Source organism: Terrihabitans soli, assembly GCF_014191545.1.
Classification (GTDB): domain Bacteria; phylum Pseudomonadota; class Alphaproteobacteria; order Rhizobiales; family Methylopilaceae; genus Flaviflagellibacter; species Flaviflagellibacter soli.
On sequence record NZ_AP023361.1, the window covers coordinates 744440 to 757643 of the forward strand.

Consider the following 13204-nt stretch of genomic DNA (forward strand, 5'->3'; position numbering starts at 1 on the left):
TTGGGGTATGCGCCCGGCCGAGTTCTGGGCGCTGCATCCGACCGAATTTTACTGGCTTCTGGAAGTGCGAAGAGAGCCCGTCTCCTACGGCTCTCTCACCGAAGCGCAGGTCGCAGAACTCTACAAAAAATGCTGACGCGGGGGTGACCGGATGGGCATTGCAAACGCCATCATCGGCGCGCTGCGCATCAATCTCGGTTTGGACTCGGCGACGATCGAGGCCGATTCCAAGCGCGCCTCGGGCTCGCTCGACCGCTTCACCAATCGTGTCGAGAAATCCTTCCTCGCTGCGGCGGCGGCCGTCGCTGCGGCCGGCGCCGCCGTCAGCCTGGTCATGAAGGGCGTTATCGACGATGCCGACGATATGGGGAAGGCTTCCCAGAAGTTCGGCATTCCTGTCGAGGAACTGACCAAGCTGCGCTACGCGGCGCAGATGTCGAATGTCGAGGTCGAGACGCTCTACAAGGGTGTCAAGTCGATGGCACAGGGCATCTCCGATGCGGCAACTGGGAAGATCAGTCCGACTGCGGACGCCATCAAGGGGCTCGGCATCGCCGTCCGCGATACGGACGGTAATATGCGCTCGCAGAGCCAAGTTCTGGCGGATCTTGCCGCAAAGTTTGCGGCCATGCCGGATGGTGTCGAAAAGACGAATCTCGCAATCGATCTGTTCGGCAAGAAGATCGGACCCGACCTGATCCCGCTGCTTAATGAGGGCCGCGACGGTCTGCAGCGGTTGATGGAGGAAGCGAAGGCCCTCGGTATCACGTTCGGGAGCGATACGGCGCGGGATGCCGACGCCTTCAACGATACGCTGGATCGCATCAAGGCGATGGCGGGCGGGCTTGGCGTGCAACTGACCGTGCGGCTCCTGCCTCATCTCAACACGCTCGCCAGCATTTTCGAAGGGTTCGTGCGCGACAAAGCCAAAGTTGAGGGTGCGCTCGACGGCATTGCGACGGGCTTCCGCTGGATCGTTCAATTTGCGCGCCTCGCTGCCGTCGATGTCGAAAACCTCTACCGCGAGACCACGGCTCTCTGGGAGTTCTTTACAAAGCCTATGTCCTGGGAGGAAACGAAGGCCGCGTGGACGAACTTCAACGTCATTCTCGCAGAGAACAGCCAGCGGCTGAGAGATGCGAAGGCCGAACTGCAATCGTACATGCAGACGGCTTCACTTCCCATCGTTCAGACAGGGTTCGGCGCGGGCGGAAATGAAGGCTGGTCTCCTGTCAACGATAACGATCCGGCCGCCGGCGGCGGGTACGGCACGACCGATAAGGAAGACCGCGAGCGCGAGAAGCTCGAACGCAAGCTTGAGATGCTGCGCGAATATCTGCGCACCGAGGAAGAGAGCGAATACGAATCCTACCAAAAGCGCCTGGCGCAGGTGCAGGAGTTCGAGAATGCGCGGCTTCTGTCGGAGCAGGAAGCCGCCGCCATGCGCACGCAGGTCGAGAAGGACTATGCCGAGGAGGTCGCCCGCATCAACGAGCAGCGCCTTAATGATTTCGCATCGACGCTCGGTTCGGCAGGTTCGATCATCGAAAGCCTGACGAAGATCATGGGCAAGGAGGGCGACAAACAGCTCGGCATCGTCAAGGCGCTGTCGCTCGCGGAAGCTCTGATCAACGTCTATACGGGCATCACTGCGGCGCTGCGTCTGCCGTTCCCGGCGAACATTGCCGCCGCCGCTTCTGTGGCCGCGCAGGGTTTTGCAACGATCGCGCGGATGAAGACCGTTTCAAAGGGCTCGTCGAGCGGCGGCGCTGCGAGTGGTGGCGGCGGTGGTCAAGCTGCCGCGGCGCCGCAAGCGGCGGAATCTTCTCAGGTGATTTACCTGAAAGGCTTCGACCCTGATCGCGCTTATAGCGGCGAAGATATTCGCCGCATTATCACGGGCATCAATAAAGCAGTCGGCGACGGCGCCAAGATTCGGGTCGCCTGATGATCGTCCTCTCTCAAGCGCTTCTTCTCTCGCTCGCCGGAAGTCCGAACGCCAACGATCCGCTCATCGGCTGGCATAACCTCGTGGTCTTCGGCGGCATTGTCGCCGATCACGAAGACACACTCTATCCCGCAAGCAACCTCTCCAATCCGTCGACATCAATCAAGCAGAGCTGGAAAAGCGACAGCACGTCAGATCAGTATGTGACGTTCGACATCTCCAGCGATCACGAGGTCGATTACGTCGGTATCGCCGGCCACAATGCGGGCACCGGGCGTATCGAAATCACGATTGAATATCCTGACACGGAGAACCCTGGCGAATGGCTTGTTCTTGTCGAGCCGTTCATGCCCGACACTGACGCGCCGCTGCTCCTGCGCTTCGTCGGAAAATTCCTCGAACAGATACGCATCAAACTCTCGCCGCAGTCTGTTGCGCCGCGCATCGCTGTGGTCCATGTCGGCGCGTTGCTCGTCGTTCACAGCCGCCTCTATGTTGATCACAAGCCGATCACGCTCGCGCCGGATGTCACCGTCCAGACAAATTGGTCACAAGGCGGAGACTATCTCGGAAGCGTGCTGCTCAATGAAAAGCGGTCGACCGCGTTCGGGTTCAAAAATCTCGACCCGGCATGGGTGCGCAGCACGCTGAAGCCGTTCGTTGCCGTGAGTAAGAAGCGGCCGTGGTTCTGGTCGTGGCGACCCGCCGCCTATCCGCTCGAAGTCGGGTATGTCATCGCACTCAACGATCCGCAGCCGGTGAACCAGTTGCCCAACGGCGCAATGATGATTGACTTCCAAGTCGGCGGCACAGCACCGTGATTGGAGCGCTGAACTTTGTTGAAGTCGATTTTCCGCGATGCAGTCTCGAATACGGCGTCTCGCCGTGTTCGGCGGTGTTGGGCGTGTCGAGCGCGATCAAGTGCTTCAACACTCGGAAGACGTGCCCGGTTCTGAACGATTTCGACGAGGAGGTCTTTACCGTCCGCTTCAGTGAAGCGAGCGATCACTACCCCTCCGCAGAGATCGAGGCATTGCCCGCCATCGAGAATGTGAGCTTTACCGCGAGCATTGTCTCTCTCGGAGAAAATCTCGGAACGCGTGCGTCTCTCGTGATCACGTTCAGCGATTTCCCCTATAGCGATTCCGGCGGATTCGATAAGTATCTTGCGGATCGTCCGTACAATCCATATGAGCAAGGCACATTCTTCGGCAAGCTGCGAGGCAGGCACCGTTCGCTCCGCGGCAAGGCCATCCGGTGGATCAAGGGCGAAGTCGGGCAGACGCTCGATCAGATGGAGATCCGTCATTTCTTCGTCGATAGCTTTGAAGGCCCCTCGCCGGAGGGCAAGTTCACAATTACCGCAAAAGATGCGCTGAAGTTTGCGGATGATGAACGTTCCCAGGCGCCGCGTATTATCGACGGCTTCCTGAACGGAGCCATCGACGCTGACGATGTGACCGCCGTTCTATCTCCGGCGGGCATCGGCAATGAGAAGTATCCAGCCGCGTCGACCGGCTCGCCCTCGACCCATTACTTTGCGATTTTTGGCGGCAATGAAGTCGTCAAGGTGACTAACCGTTCCGGCGACACGCTCACCATTTTGCGGGGCCAGCGAAACACGCCTGCAGTCGCTCATGAGGCTCAGGATCGCGTCCAACTCCCTTTCTTCCACGAATCCGAACTGCCGGAAGTCATCCTTAAAGACCTTCTGGTGAACTATTGCGGATTGTCGGAAGATTTCATTCCGTTTGAATCGTGGCAGGCCGAGAGCGCGACCAAACTCAGCCAAGTCTACACGGTTTTCATCGGCGATCCGACCGGTTGCAATAAGCTGATCTCGGAGCTTGTCCAGGTCTGCGGACTCGCAGTCTTCTGGGACGATCTCGCAGCGCAGATTCGTTTTCAAGTTCTAGGTGTCATCGCGACGGACGCAGCGCTCTTTGATCGCTCCAACATCATCGAAAATACACTGCAGATTTCGGACGCGCCGGAGCGTCGTGCATCGCAGGTTTTGGTCTACTTTGCGCCTATCAATCCTTTGAAGAGTGTCGAAGACCCAGAGAATTATCGCTCGATCGCGAACGTTTTCAGTCTTGATGCAGAGGAGGATTACGGGTCACCGGCCGTCAAGAAGATATTTGCGCGCTGGATCGCAGATTTCGGGCGGCAGCCGGCCGAAAGAGTGGGCGCAATCCAGCTTGGGCGTTTCGTCGATCCGCCGCGCCAGATCCAGCTTGCCGTGCATCGTGAAGAATTCGTCCCGCCGGTTCTCGGTGGCGGCTATCAGGTCATGGACCCGATCTGTCTGCAGGACGAGACCGGCGCACCGGTATCCGTACCGATACAGGTTACGCGCCTGATCCCGACGCCGGATCGCTACATCGTCGAAGCATCGGAGATGCTGTTCACGGTCTTAGACGATTTCGATCCGACCGATCGTTCGATCATCATCGAAGGCAACCGATACAATGTCGATCTTCGCGATGCGTACAATCAGCTTTACCCCGATCCTTCGCCGGGCAACACCGTCACCTGCATCATCGAAGAGAATGTCATCGTCGGCTCCCTCAACGCCGATCTGCCTTCGTTCGATATCGGGACGTGGCCTTCGGAAGCGGGAACCGCGACGCGGTCGAGCGGCAGTCCAGTTCTAACCGCTCTTAGCTTCAATGCCGTTACGGCCGGCCTGGCGCCTGGCATGTTTGTGCGCGGCACGGGCATTCAGACCGGCTCAAAGATCGTCAGCGTCGATTCGTCGTCGCAGATTACGCTCGACAAGAATGCGCAATCGAGTGGTTCCGGCGGTGCCGTGACGGTCTGGACCGTCATCCTGAATGTCATCAATCGCGGCCGTTTCGAGGGCAAGGGCGGCGACGGCGGCAAGGGCAGCACGAGCCCGCAAAACGGTGGCCCCGGCGGAACGGCGCTCAAAGCGCGCACGCCTTTCAACCTCGATAATTCCGAGGGTGAGGGATGGGGCGGCGGCGGTGGTGGCGGCGATGGCGGCGCTATCGATCTGCGAGCACGCGGCGGCGGTGGCGGTGCGGGTGCAACGCCTGGCCTTGGTGCGCCCGACCGTGACGGCGTCAAGCGTGCACAGGACGGCACGACCGAATCCGGCGGGTTCGGTGGCTCGCTGGACAGTGCTGGCGGGCGTGGCGGCGATCCGGGCCAGCCCGGACAACTTGGCCCCGGCCCTGGCCCTGATAGAGGCGCGGGTGGCCCGGCCGGTCTCGCCATCGACGGCGTCAGCTATGTGAACTTCGTCGGGGCATCCGGCGATCTTCGCGGCGCACAAACCAACTGACATTCTAAGAGGCCCGAATGGCAACTCTCGCCCATTTTCACGGCGTCGTACTCAATGGCGTTGCCGCGGTGCCTGGCGCACATGTGTATGTGCGCCGCGAGGACAATCTCGGGCGGCTCGCCACGATCTGGAACGATCAGGATGAGACCGATCCCGCCGCCAACTACATCACGGCGGACGAGCGCGGGCGCTTCGATTTCTACGCCCGCGGCGGTTTCTATCGCATCCGCGCTGAGGCCATCATCGATGACGAACCCTGGGTCGATGAGTGGGAGAACGTCTCGATCGGCACCAATGCCGCGACCGATGTTGACGTTGGCCGCAGCGGGGGCACGCCGCTTGTGTTCGAGGAAGAAACCGCCGACGCCGCGCCGGCGCAGGGCGGTCTCCGCTTCTCTGCCTCGCTCGAAGACGAGGGCGATACGGGCTTCGTCTATGTCAGTGAGCTGAATGTTTTCGGCGGCTCGATCGATGCGCTGATCGAAAGCTTCGACCGGACGGGCGGCACCAATCATAAGGGTACGATCAGGGTCCAGTCCGCCGGCTCCGGCTCGACCTGGCGCGAGGCCGTCATCACCGGCGCGGTGATTGATGCCGTGAACTACAAGAAGGTGCCGATCGAGTTCGTCGATGTCGACGGCACGTTCACCGCTGGCGATCCGATCTCGCTCATCTTCACGCCGGCCGGGCCAGGCCAGGCGAGCGAAGTCAGCTACGGCGGGCACGCGGCCTATCCCGGCGCGGACACCGTCGAAGAGGCACTCGACGCCTCTGGCGACAAGCTCCAATACGTCACCGTCACTTCGGCGACGAACCTCGACACGATCCGCATCAGGGTCGAATCCCTCGATGCAGCGGTCGTGCTGCGCGGATCTTGGGATGCCTCGGCGGGCACGTTCCCGAACTCGGGCGGCGGCGGTACCGCGGGCGCTGTCATTGCCGGCGACAGCTTCATCGTGTCCGTCAGCGGCACCGTGGGGGGCGTTGCCTTCACAAACGGCGACCGGCTCATCGCCATCACGGACGCACCTTCCACGACCGTCTACGCGTCGAATTGGTTCAAGGCAGATTACACCGACCTTCTGACGGGCCTGACGCTCGGCGCTGCGCTCGCTGCGTGTTCCGCAAAGACGACACCCGTCGATGCCGATGTCGTCGGCTTCGGCGACAGCGCTGCCTCCGGCGAGCTGAAGAAGGTCACATGGGCCAACATCAAGGCTACCCTCTGGGCGGCTTGGGGTGCGCTGATCGCCGGCGGCACCAACAAGTCAACTCCGGTCGATGCCGACGAATTCGCGATCAGCGACAGCGCCGCGTCGAACGCGACGAAGAAGCTGTCTCTCGCAAACCTGAAGACCGCGATCTTCTCACTGATGACGACGCGCGGCGACATGATCCGCCGCGGCGCATCCGGCGCCGAGCGTTTTGCCAAGGGCACCGAACACACCATCCTGAAGATGGGCGCGAACGATCCGGACTGGTCAACGCTGACGGCGCTCTTCGATGCCGTGTTTGGCTCTACTCGCGGCGCGATCCTGCTGCGCGGCGACACCGGTTGGGAGAAACTTAATCCCGGAACCTCGGGCTTCGTGCTGACAAGCAACGGCTCCGGCGCCGACCCGTCCTATGCCGAGCCGGAAGCCGGCGGCGGCGGCGATGTCACCAAGGCTCAGCTTGCCGAGCGCGACATGCAATTGGCGCAGCTGCTGGGCGGCCGACTGCAGCAGGTCAATTGCTTTGCCGAGCCTTTCGCGAGTGCGGCGGGCGTCGATGCACCGAACTCGACGAATGAACTGATAATCGGCGGGACGGCGCAGCCAACAGCAACGGGAACGCCGATATCGGGTGCAACAGGCACCACGATGGGCACGATGATAAACAGCGGAGGCATCGCCTCCGCCTTCAACGGCGTGACGAACGCCGCGGTGGCAAACTCGGCGCGTTCGGCGGCGGCAAACAGTTATGTCGGGAAGAACTACAGCGCATCGCCGAAGCGCATTCAGTCGGTGCAGATCTACGGCTCGAACGATCAAGGCTATATGCAGTCGTCGAACCCCTCGACGACATGGAACCTATACGCCAAGCAGGGAGGCGCACCGGGGAGCGGCACGGACGGGACGCTGCTCGGTTCGGTCACATTCACGGACGGCACGACCGCCGACACCAAAATCATCACGTCGAACGACCCCAACACGCTTTGGGACTACGTCTGGATGCACAATGCGCTCGACAATTCGATCCTCGCGGAGGTGGTCTTCAGCGAAGCGACGGGCGCGGACAATCTCGATCTGCGACTGGTCGCCAGCGACATTCCGGACGTGCCGCTATCGGTGGACGTGTATGCCATCATTGAGGAAACGGACAGCCTGACCGTCAATACGGATCTGAAAATCTACGGCTCTCGTACCGGCTCGGCTTGGGAAGAGGGGACGGAACAGAAGATCGAGATCGCGGCCGGCTTCTATCTGTGGCAGGCCACCGGCATCGATGTGAGCGGTCAAAGCTCGGCCGACGATATCGCCGCGCGGTTCGTCTCGGCAAACAACAAGCGCTTCCGAATTCACGCTGTCGCCGTGTACGGACGGCCCTAACGCTCGGTCGATCTGCCTCCTATCCGCCGCCCCCTCCGGGCGGCTTTCTCGTTTCGGGGAGAGACTTATGCATGTCACCGCCGCCCATCTCCGGGCGATTGCGAACGGCCCGGCGCCGCTCGCCGGAAAGCTCGTAGGGCCGATCAACCGTTATGCCGCCGAGCATGACATCACGACACGCCGGCGTGTGGGGCATTGGCTGTCCCATATGTCGGTCGAAACCGGCGGGTTCACTCGGCTCGAAGAGAATCTGAACTACAAGACCGCGGCCCGCATCCGTGCAGTCTGGCCGTCGCGCTTCAAGACCGATGCCGCCGCACAGCCCTTCGTCAGAAATCCCGTCGCTCTTGCCGAAAAGGTCTACGGCAACCGCCGCGATCTCGGAAACATGCAGCCGGGGGACGGCTGGAAATATCGCGGGCTCGGGCCGATGCAGACAACCGGCCGCTCGAACTTCCAGATGGTGAAGAACGCAACGGGCCTCGACGTCATCGCCGAGCCGGATCTGCTGCTCGATCCCGATCGCGGCACGGAGGCTTCGGCACTCTATTTCGCAAAGCGCGTGGCCAAGCATGCCGACGCCGATGCGCCGATCGCTTCGCGCAAGGCGGTCAACGGCGGCACGCACGGCCTGGCTGAATTCAAGGCGGCTTTGGCGCGCGCCTACAAGGCGTTGCCGCAGGACGCGCCGCAGCGCGCCTCCCTGATCTCGCCCGCCGTCGAGGAAGAGCCGGAGGCGGCGCCCCCCGCACCGGCGGTCGACGGGCTCGTCGCAAAGTCGGTGAAGGAGAAGCTGAGCGAGGTCGGATATACCGAGGTGGGCTATGTGGACGATGACTGGGGCGGAAAATCCGTCGCCGCCATGTCCGCATTCGAGAACGACAACGGCCTGCCGATCACGGGCTTTCCGAACGCCGAGAACATCGCTCTTCTCGATGCCGCCGAGCCAGGCTCGCGGCCGATCGCCAAAGCACGGCAGAACGTGACGGCGAAGGACATCAAGGAAAACAGCCCCATCGTCCAGACGACGCAGAAGAGCAAATTTGAAATCTGGATCGGCGCGGCGGGCGCGGCCCTGACCACCGTCTATTCCGCGGTTGTCGATTTCTTCGGCGATGCCTGGGATTATCTCGCACCCGTGCGCGAGATCGCGACGGACATTCCGCTCTGGGCCTACGGCGCCGCGGCGCTCCTGCTTTGCTTTATCCTGCGCAATCGCTTCGAGCGCATCGAGACGGCGCGGCTGGAGGCGGAGAAGACGGGCGCGATCACGACGACGCCCGGTCAGGATGGCGCCTGATGTTCGGCCTCCCGCTCTGGGCCATCTGGTTCGGGCTCAAAAACTTCGCGACGGCTGCGATCCCGGCCGTCCGCGCGTTTGCACGGACGTGGATCGGCGGCGTTCTCATCGCCGCAGTCGTCAGCGGGCTGTTCTTCCATCACCGCGCCACGAAGATCGAACGCGCCGTCTGTAAAGCTGCGGCCGACCGGAGCATTGCCGTCGCCGGCGAGATCGACCGCGGCGCATCCACCGAAGCCCTCTTCAATATGACGAAGCAGGTTCTCGACCTGCAGGAGCTGAAAGCCAATGCCGATGCCGAGAACGATCGCCTCCGCAAGCAGCGCCGCGCCCGCCCGAAAGCTGCCGGCGATACTGGCTGCATGCCTTCTGAGTCTGATTATCAGCGGATGCGCGCACAACCCCGATAAGGCGGTCTTTGCGGCGCAGCAGCGTTCGACGCCTCCGGTCGAGTCGATTGTCGTTACCCCGGCTTCGGAACCGGTGATTACACGTGACGACTCGTGGCCGGACACGTCAGATAAGTACAAGACGGGCTGGGAGCTGGAAGTCTGCGCCCGCAAGCTGACGACCGAAAACCTACGCCGATACTTCGAAACGATCGGCGGCAAAGTGCAGAAGCGGAAGTGGTTCGGGCGTACCCAGAAGCCCAAAGACCCGTGTGCGGAATTGCGTCGTCTCTCACAGGAAGCGCCGAAGGAACAGTAGATGGCGGAGAACGCGGAACACGCCTGGCAGACATGGCAGATCGTCTCGGCCATCGTTGTTTTTATATTCGCCATCTTGGGCGCCGGCGCAGCGGCGCGGGCTTGGGTCGATCGCAGGCTGGAAGCCGAAAAGCACGATCGCAATGTACAGGTCGGCACGGCCCTGATGAAAGCCGATGAAGCCAAGGCGCTTCATCACCAGCTCGAACTTCAGACCAAGGATATGGTTCACGAAGTTCGACTGGCCGCGGCCGATGCCATCCACGAACTCGAACTCCGCGTCTCCAAGGACTACGCCTCGTTCAAAATGCTGAACGGCGTGAAAGAGGATCTCGTGGATTCGATGGGCGAGATAAAGGACAGTGTGAACCGGATGAGCGATCGGTTCAGCGAAGCTCTGGTCGCTCTCGTGAGCAAGACTCCATAGAGGCAGGGGCGGGCTTACGCCCGCAGCGGGGGACAGTTTGGCGACGGTCCCCGCCCGACGACACTAAAGGATAACGCCGCCCTGCCGCCCGGCAGGATGGCCTCTCATCCTTAAGGCATTCCCAATATGGAAGGTTTCGAACGCCGCGCGGTTGCGCCGGCGCATCCTGTCGCGCCCTATATCGGCGGCAAGAAGGTTCTCGCGAGCGATATCATCGCCCGCATCGATCAGATCCCGCACGTCGCCTATGTCGAACCTTTCATCGGCATGGGCGGCATCTTCCTCCGGCGCCGATCGGCGCCGAAGCTCGAAGTGATTAACGATCTGTCATCGGAGGTAGCCAATCTCTTTCGGGTTCTGCAATGTCATTACGTCGCCTTCCTCGACATGATGAAATTCCAGATCACGTCACGGCGCGAATTCGAGCGCCTGGCGCGCACAGATCCGACGACGCTGACGGATATGCAGCGGGCCGCGCGCTTTCTCTATTTGCAGCGCTTGGCCTATGGCGGCAAAGTCTCGGGCCAGAACTTCGGCATCTTCCGCGACAAGCCGGGCAATTTCGATGTCACCCGGCTCGGCCCGGTCCTCGAGGCCGCGCATGAACGGCTCGCCGGCGTCGTCATCGAGAACCTCTGCTACAGCGAAATCATCACGCGCTATGACGCGCCGACGACGCTGTTCTATTTCGATCCGCCTTATTGGGGCTCGGAGAAAGACTACGGCCGCGGCCTGTTCTCGCGTGCCGATTTCCAGCGCCTGGCCCAGATGCTGACGAAGATATCGGGCACGTTCCTCATGTCGCTGAACGATTGCCCGGGCGTGCGCGAGTGTTTCTCGGCCTTCGCCTTCGAAGAGTTCGAGGTTCCCTACACGATCGCCGGCGGCGACAAGGCGCCGGATGCAAAGGAAGTCCTGATTTTCCCGCACGGACAGGTGCGCCGCGCCGCGGCACCGGATCTGTTCGCAGCGGAATGAGTTCCGGCACCGCTTCGCCGGATGTGCGCGTGGCGTCTGCGTAGGTAGTGACAGGTTTCTGTTGCTGCTGCCTCTTGGAGCGTATCCTCCTGAACTTGCCCGCCTCGGCCAAAAGCCGGGGCGGGCTTTTTTTGCGTTTGCAACCCGTGAATTGCCCCATAGTTGAGCGTTGGCCGAAAATCTCGTATGAAGTGCGGGATGATCGCGCCCGGTAATACGCTCATCTGCGTTTTCTCCTACAACAGGGGGCACACGCTGCAGCTTTGTCTGGAGTCGGTGCGGGCCATGGCCCCCGGGTTCAAGACGGCGGTCTATGACGATGCCAGCGACGATCCCGAGACGCTGCGGGTCATCGAGCGCAGCCGTCCTCTGCTCTATGCGGATTTCACCAATCCGCGGCCGAAGGACGGAAGGCGGCACGGAAACCTCTACGAGAACATCCAGGCGGCGATGGATTTCGCCCGGGCGCGCGGCTTCCGCTACCTCTTCATGCTGCAGGACGATATGCAATTCGTGCGGCCGTTGTCGGAGCCGGTGCTGCAGCAATATTCCGAGATCTTCGCGAGCGACGAGAAAGTCATTCAGGTCGATCCGCGTTTTCTGCGGCGCGGGAATTACGACATCGTCGTCCATAACGGCGCCTACCGGCACGGGCCGGAAACATCCTATTCGGATGTCGGCATTACCCATCTCGACCGGCTGCACGATATCGATTGGCGCATGCTCGATTCCGAGCAACTCAATAAAAAGCGGCTCGCCGAACTCGGCAGAATGCGGCTCTTCCCGTTTTCGCCCATCGTGATGCATGTGCCGTTCCCGACGCTCTTCCGGCGCGGGCGCCAGCGGCTGCGGCTGTTTCCGTTCAACCGCGGTAAATACAGTTTCCACGCAATGACCGATGCGGAGATCGCGGCGATGGACGCTCGCCCGATCGAGCGCCCGCCCTTCTTCCGCGAGCATTTGCGGCCGAAGAATATGGTGCTGGCGCGCTTGGCCTATGAGATCCGCGAAGACGGCAAGATCTTCACCTGAGGCTAGCGCCGGCCGCGGTAGAAATTCGTCGGCGACCATGCGCCGATAGAGCCCTCGACAGCCGGGCCTCCGCACCGGCAGACCATCAGCGGCTCGGCGCTGGCGAGGGTGTTTATCTTCTGTTTCCATGTCAGATCGTCGAGCGGCACGCGGCAGACCGCATCGCATTCCGCGCATGTGAACTGCACGTGCGTGAACGCCGCCTGGGGGAGCTGGCTGAGGATCGTGCGGCGGGTGAGTTCGAAGACGCTGCCCATGGGGCGACGGAAACTAGGGCAGGAGCCGCCAGGAGGCGAGTCATTCCAAAATGCGGCGAGCGCGCTTGATGGCATCCCGCATTAGCCACAGGACTGCAAACCGATGGCGAGGGGGCGGCTCCGGCGAGTAGGGCGCATCGAGTTCGATCGAGTCAGAGAAGGTAATTGCGACAATAGCCCTGCCGTCTTCCGTGACTGGCTTCGGGATAGGCGGCTTCCGATCTCTCTTCATTTGAAGATATCGACCCGTCCATCGGAGTGCACGAAGCGAACTTCATCCATCGGGATGGTTTCGACGACCTCCATTCCGTAGTAAAAGGCTGGTGCCTGATATCGCCATTCGAAGCGGCCGTGCTCGCCCTGACTGAGATGGGCAAGGGGGCAAATCAACCGGATGCCATCGCCTAAGATGGCTGCATCGTTCTCGAACGCCACCACGCGCAATGCCGAGACGCCTCCTGAAGGGTGGTAGACATCAACAGTATCAAAAATCCTGAGAACGTTGTTCGTCATTTCGAATCCGAGGATATCACGCCACAAGCCGGAACGGGATCGTCGGGGGGATCTCGTGTAGCGGGCCTCCGCTACCAATCTTTTCAATGACTTAGGCGAATAATTTACGAAGGCCGGCGAAGCTCCGGCCGGCCGTTTCCT

Annotated in this window: 13 protein-coding genes; 11 read left to right on the plus strand and 2 right to left on the minus strand. The window is 61.4% G+C overall.

The window, feature by feature from the left end; translation table 11 throughout:
* The first annotated feature begins 7 nt into the window (after nt 1-7).
* The 11 genes from IZ6_RS03915 (at nt 8) to IZ6_RS03965 (ending at nt 12293) form a co-directional block, all read left to right on the plus strand.
* Nucleotides 8-136: a phage tail assembly chaperone gene (locus IZ6_RS03915; RefSeq protein WP_222876704.1), complete on the plus strand. Its 129-nt coding sequence runs from the start codon at nt 8-10 to the stop codon at nt 134-136.
* Between the two features lie 15 nt (nt 137-151).
* Complete coding sequence (locus IZ6_RS03920; protein WP_222876705.1) at nt 152-1948, plus strand: hypothetical protein; 1797 nt, start codon at nt 152-154, stop codon at nt 1946-1948.
* A complete protein-coding gene (locus tag IZ6_RS03925) occupies nt 1948-2769 on the plus strand; it encodes a hypothetical protein (RefSeq protein ID WP_222876706.1) in 822 nt (273 codons plus the stop codon). Before IZ6_RS03920 ends, IZ6_RS03925 begins: the two co-directional genes overlap by 1 nt.
* An 83-nt stretch (nt 2770-2852) precedes the next feature.
* A complete protein-coding gene (locus IZ6_RS03930; RefSeq protein WP_222876707.1) occupies nt 2853-5258 on the plus strand; it encodes a hypothetical protein in 2406 nt (801 codons plus the stop codon).
* A 17-nt stretch (nt 5259-5275) separates the two neighbouring features.
* Nucleotides 5276-7849 (plus strand): hypothetical protein, encoded by a 2574-nt coding sequence (locus IZ6_RS03935; protein ID WP_222876708.1) that lies wholly within the window; start codon nt 5276-5278, stop codon nt 7847-7849.
* A gap of 67 nt (nt 7850-7916) precedes the next feature.
* Entirely contained in the window at nt 7917-9149 is a 1233-nt protein-coding gene (locus IZ6_RS03940; RefSeq protein ID WP_222876709.1) for a glycoside hydrolase family 19 protein, read from the plus strand.
* Nucleotides 9149-9559: a hypothetical protein gene (locus IZ6_RS03945; RefSeq protein ID WP_222876710.1), complete on the plus strand. Its 411-nt coding sequence runs from the start codon at nt 9149-9151 to the stop codon at nt 9557-9559. Before IZ6_RS03940 ends, IZ6_RS03945 begins: the two co-directional genes overlap by 1 nt.
* Before the next feature lie 73 nt (nt 9560-9632).
* Complete coding sequence (locus IZ6_RS03950) at nt 9633-9857, plus strand: hypothetical protein (RefSeq protein WP_222876711.1); 225 nt, start codon at nt 9633-9635, stop codon at nt 9855-9857.
* On the plus strand, nt 9858-10283 hold the full coding sequence (locus IZ6_RS03955; RefSeq protein WP_222876712.1) for a hypothetical protein: 426 nt from the start codon (nt 9858-9860) through the stop codon (nt 10281-10283).
* A 126-nt stretch (nt 10284-10409) separates the two neighbouring features.
* Entirely contained in the window at nt 10410-11261 is an 852-nt protein-coding gene (locus tag IZ6_RS03960; protein WP_222876713.1) for a DNA adenine methylase, read from the plus strand.
* A 198-nt stretch (nt 11262-11459) separates the two neighbouring features.
* Nucleotides 11460-12293 carry a glycosyltransferase family protein gene (locus IZ6_RS03965; RefSeq protein WP_222876714.1) on the plus strand — a complete coding sequence of 278 codons (834 nt, stop codon included), beginning with the start codon at nt 11460-11462 and terminating at the stop codon, nt 12291-12293.
* Between the two features lie 2 nt (nt 12294-12295).
* Here IZ6_RS03965 and IZ6_RS03970 read toward each other — a convergent pair whose 3' ends face one another.
* Nucleotides 12296-12550: a hypothetical protein gene (locus tag IZ6_RS03970; protein WP_222876715.1), complete on the minus strand. Its 255-nt coding sequence runs from the start codon at nt 12548-12550 to the stop codon at nt 12296-12298.
* A gap of 228 nt (nt 12551-12778) precedes the next feature.
* Nucleotides 12779-13063 (minus strand): hypothetical protein, encoded by a 285-nt coding sequence (locus IZ6_RS03975; protein WP_222876716.1) that lies wholly within the window; start codon nt 13061-13063, stop codon nt 12779-12781.
* Between the last annotated feature and the right edge of the window lie 141 nt (nt 13064-13204).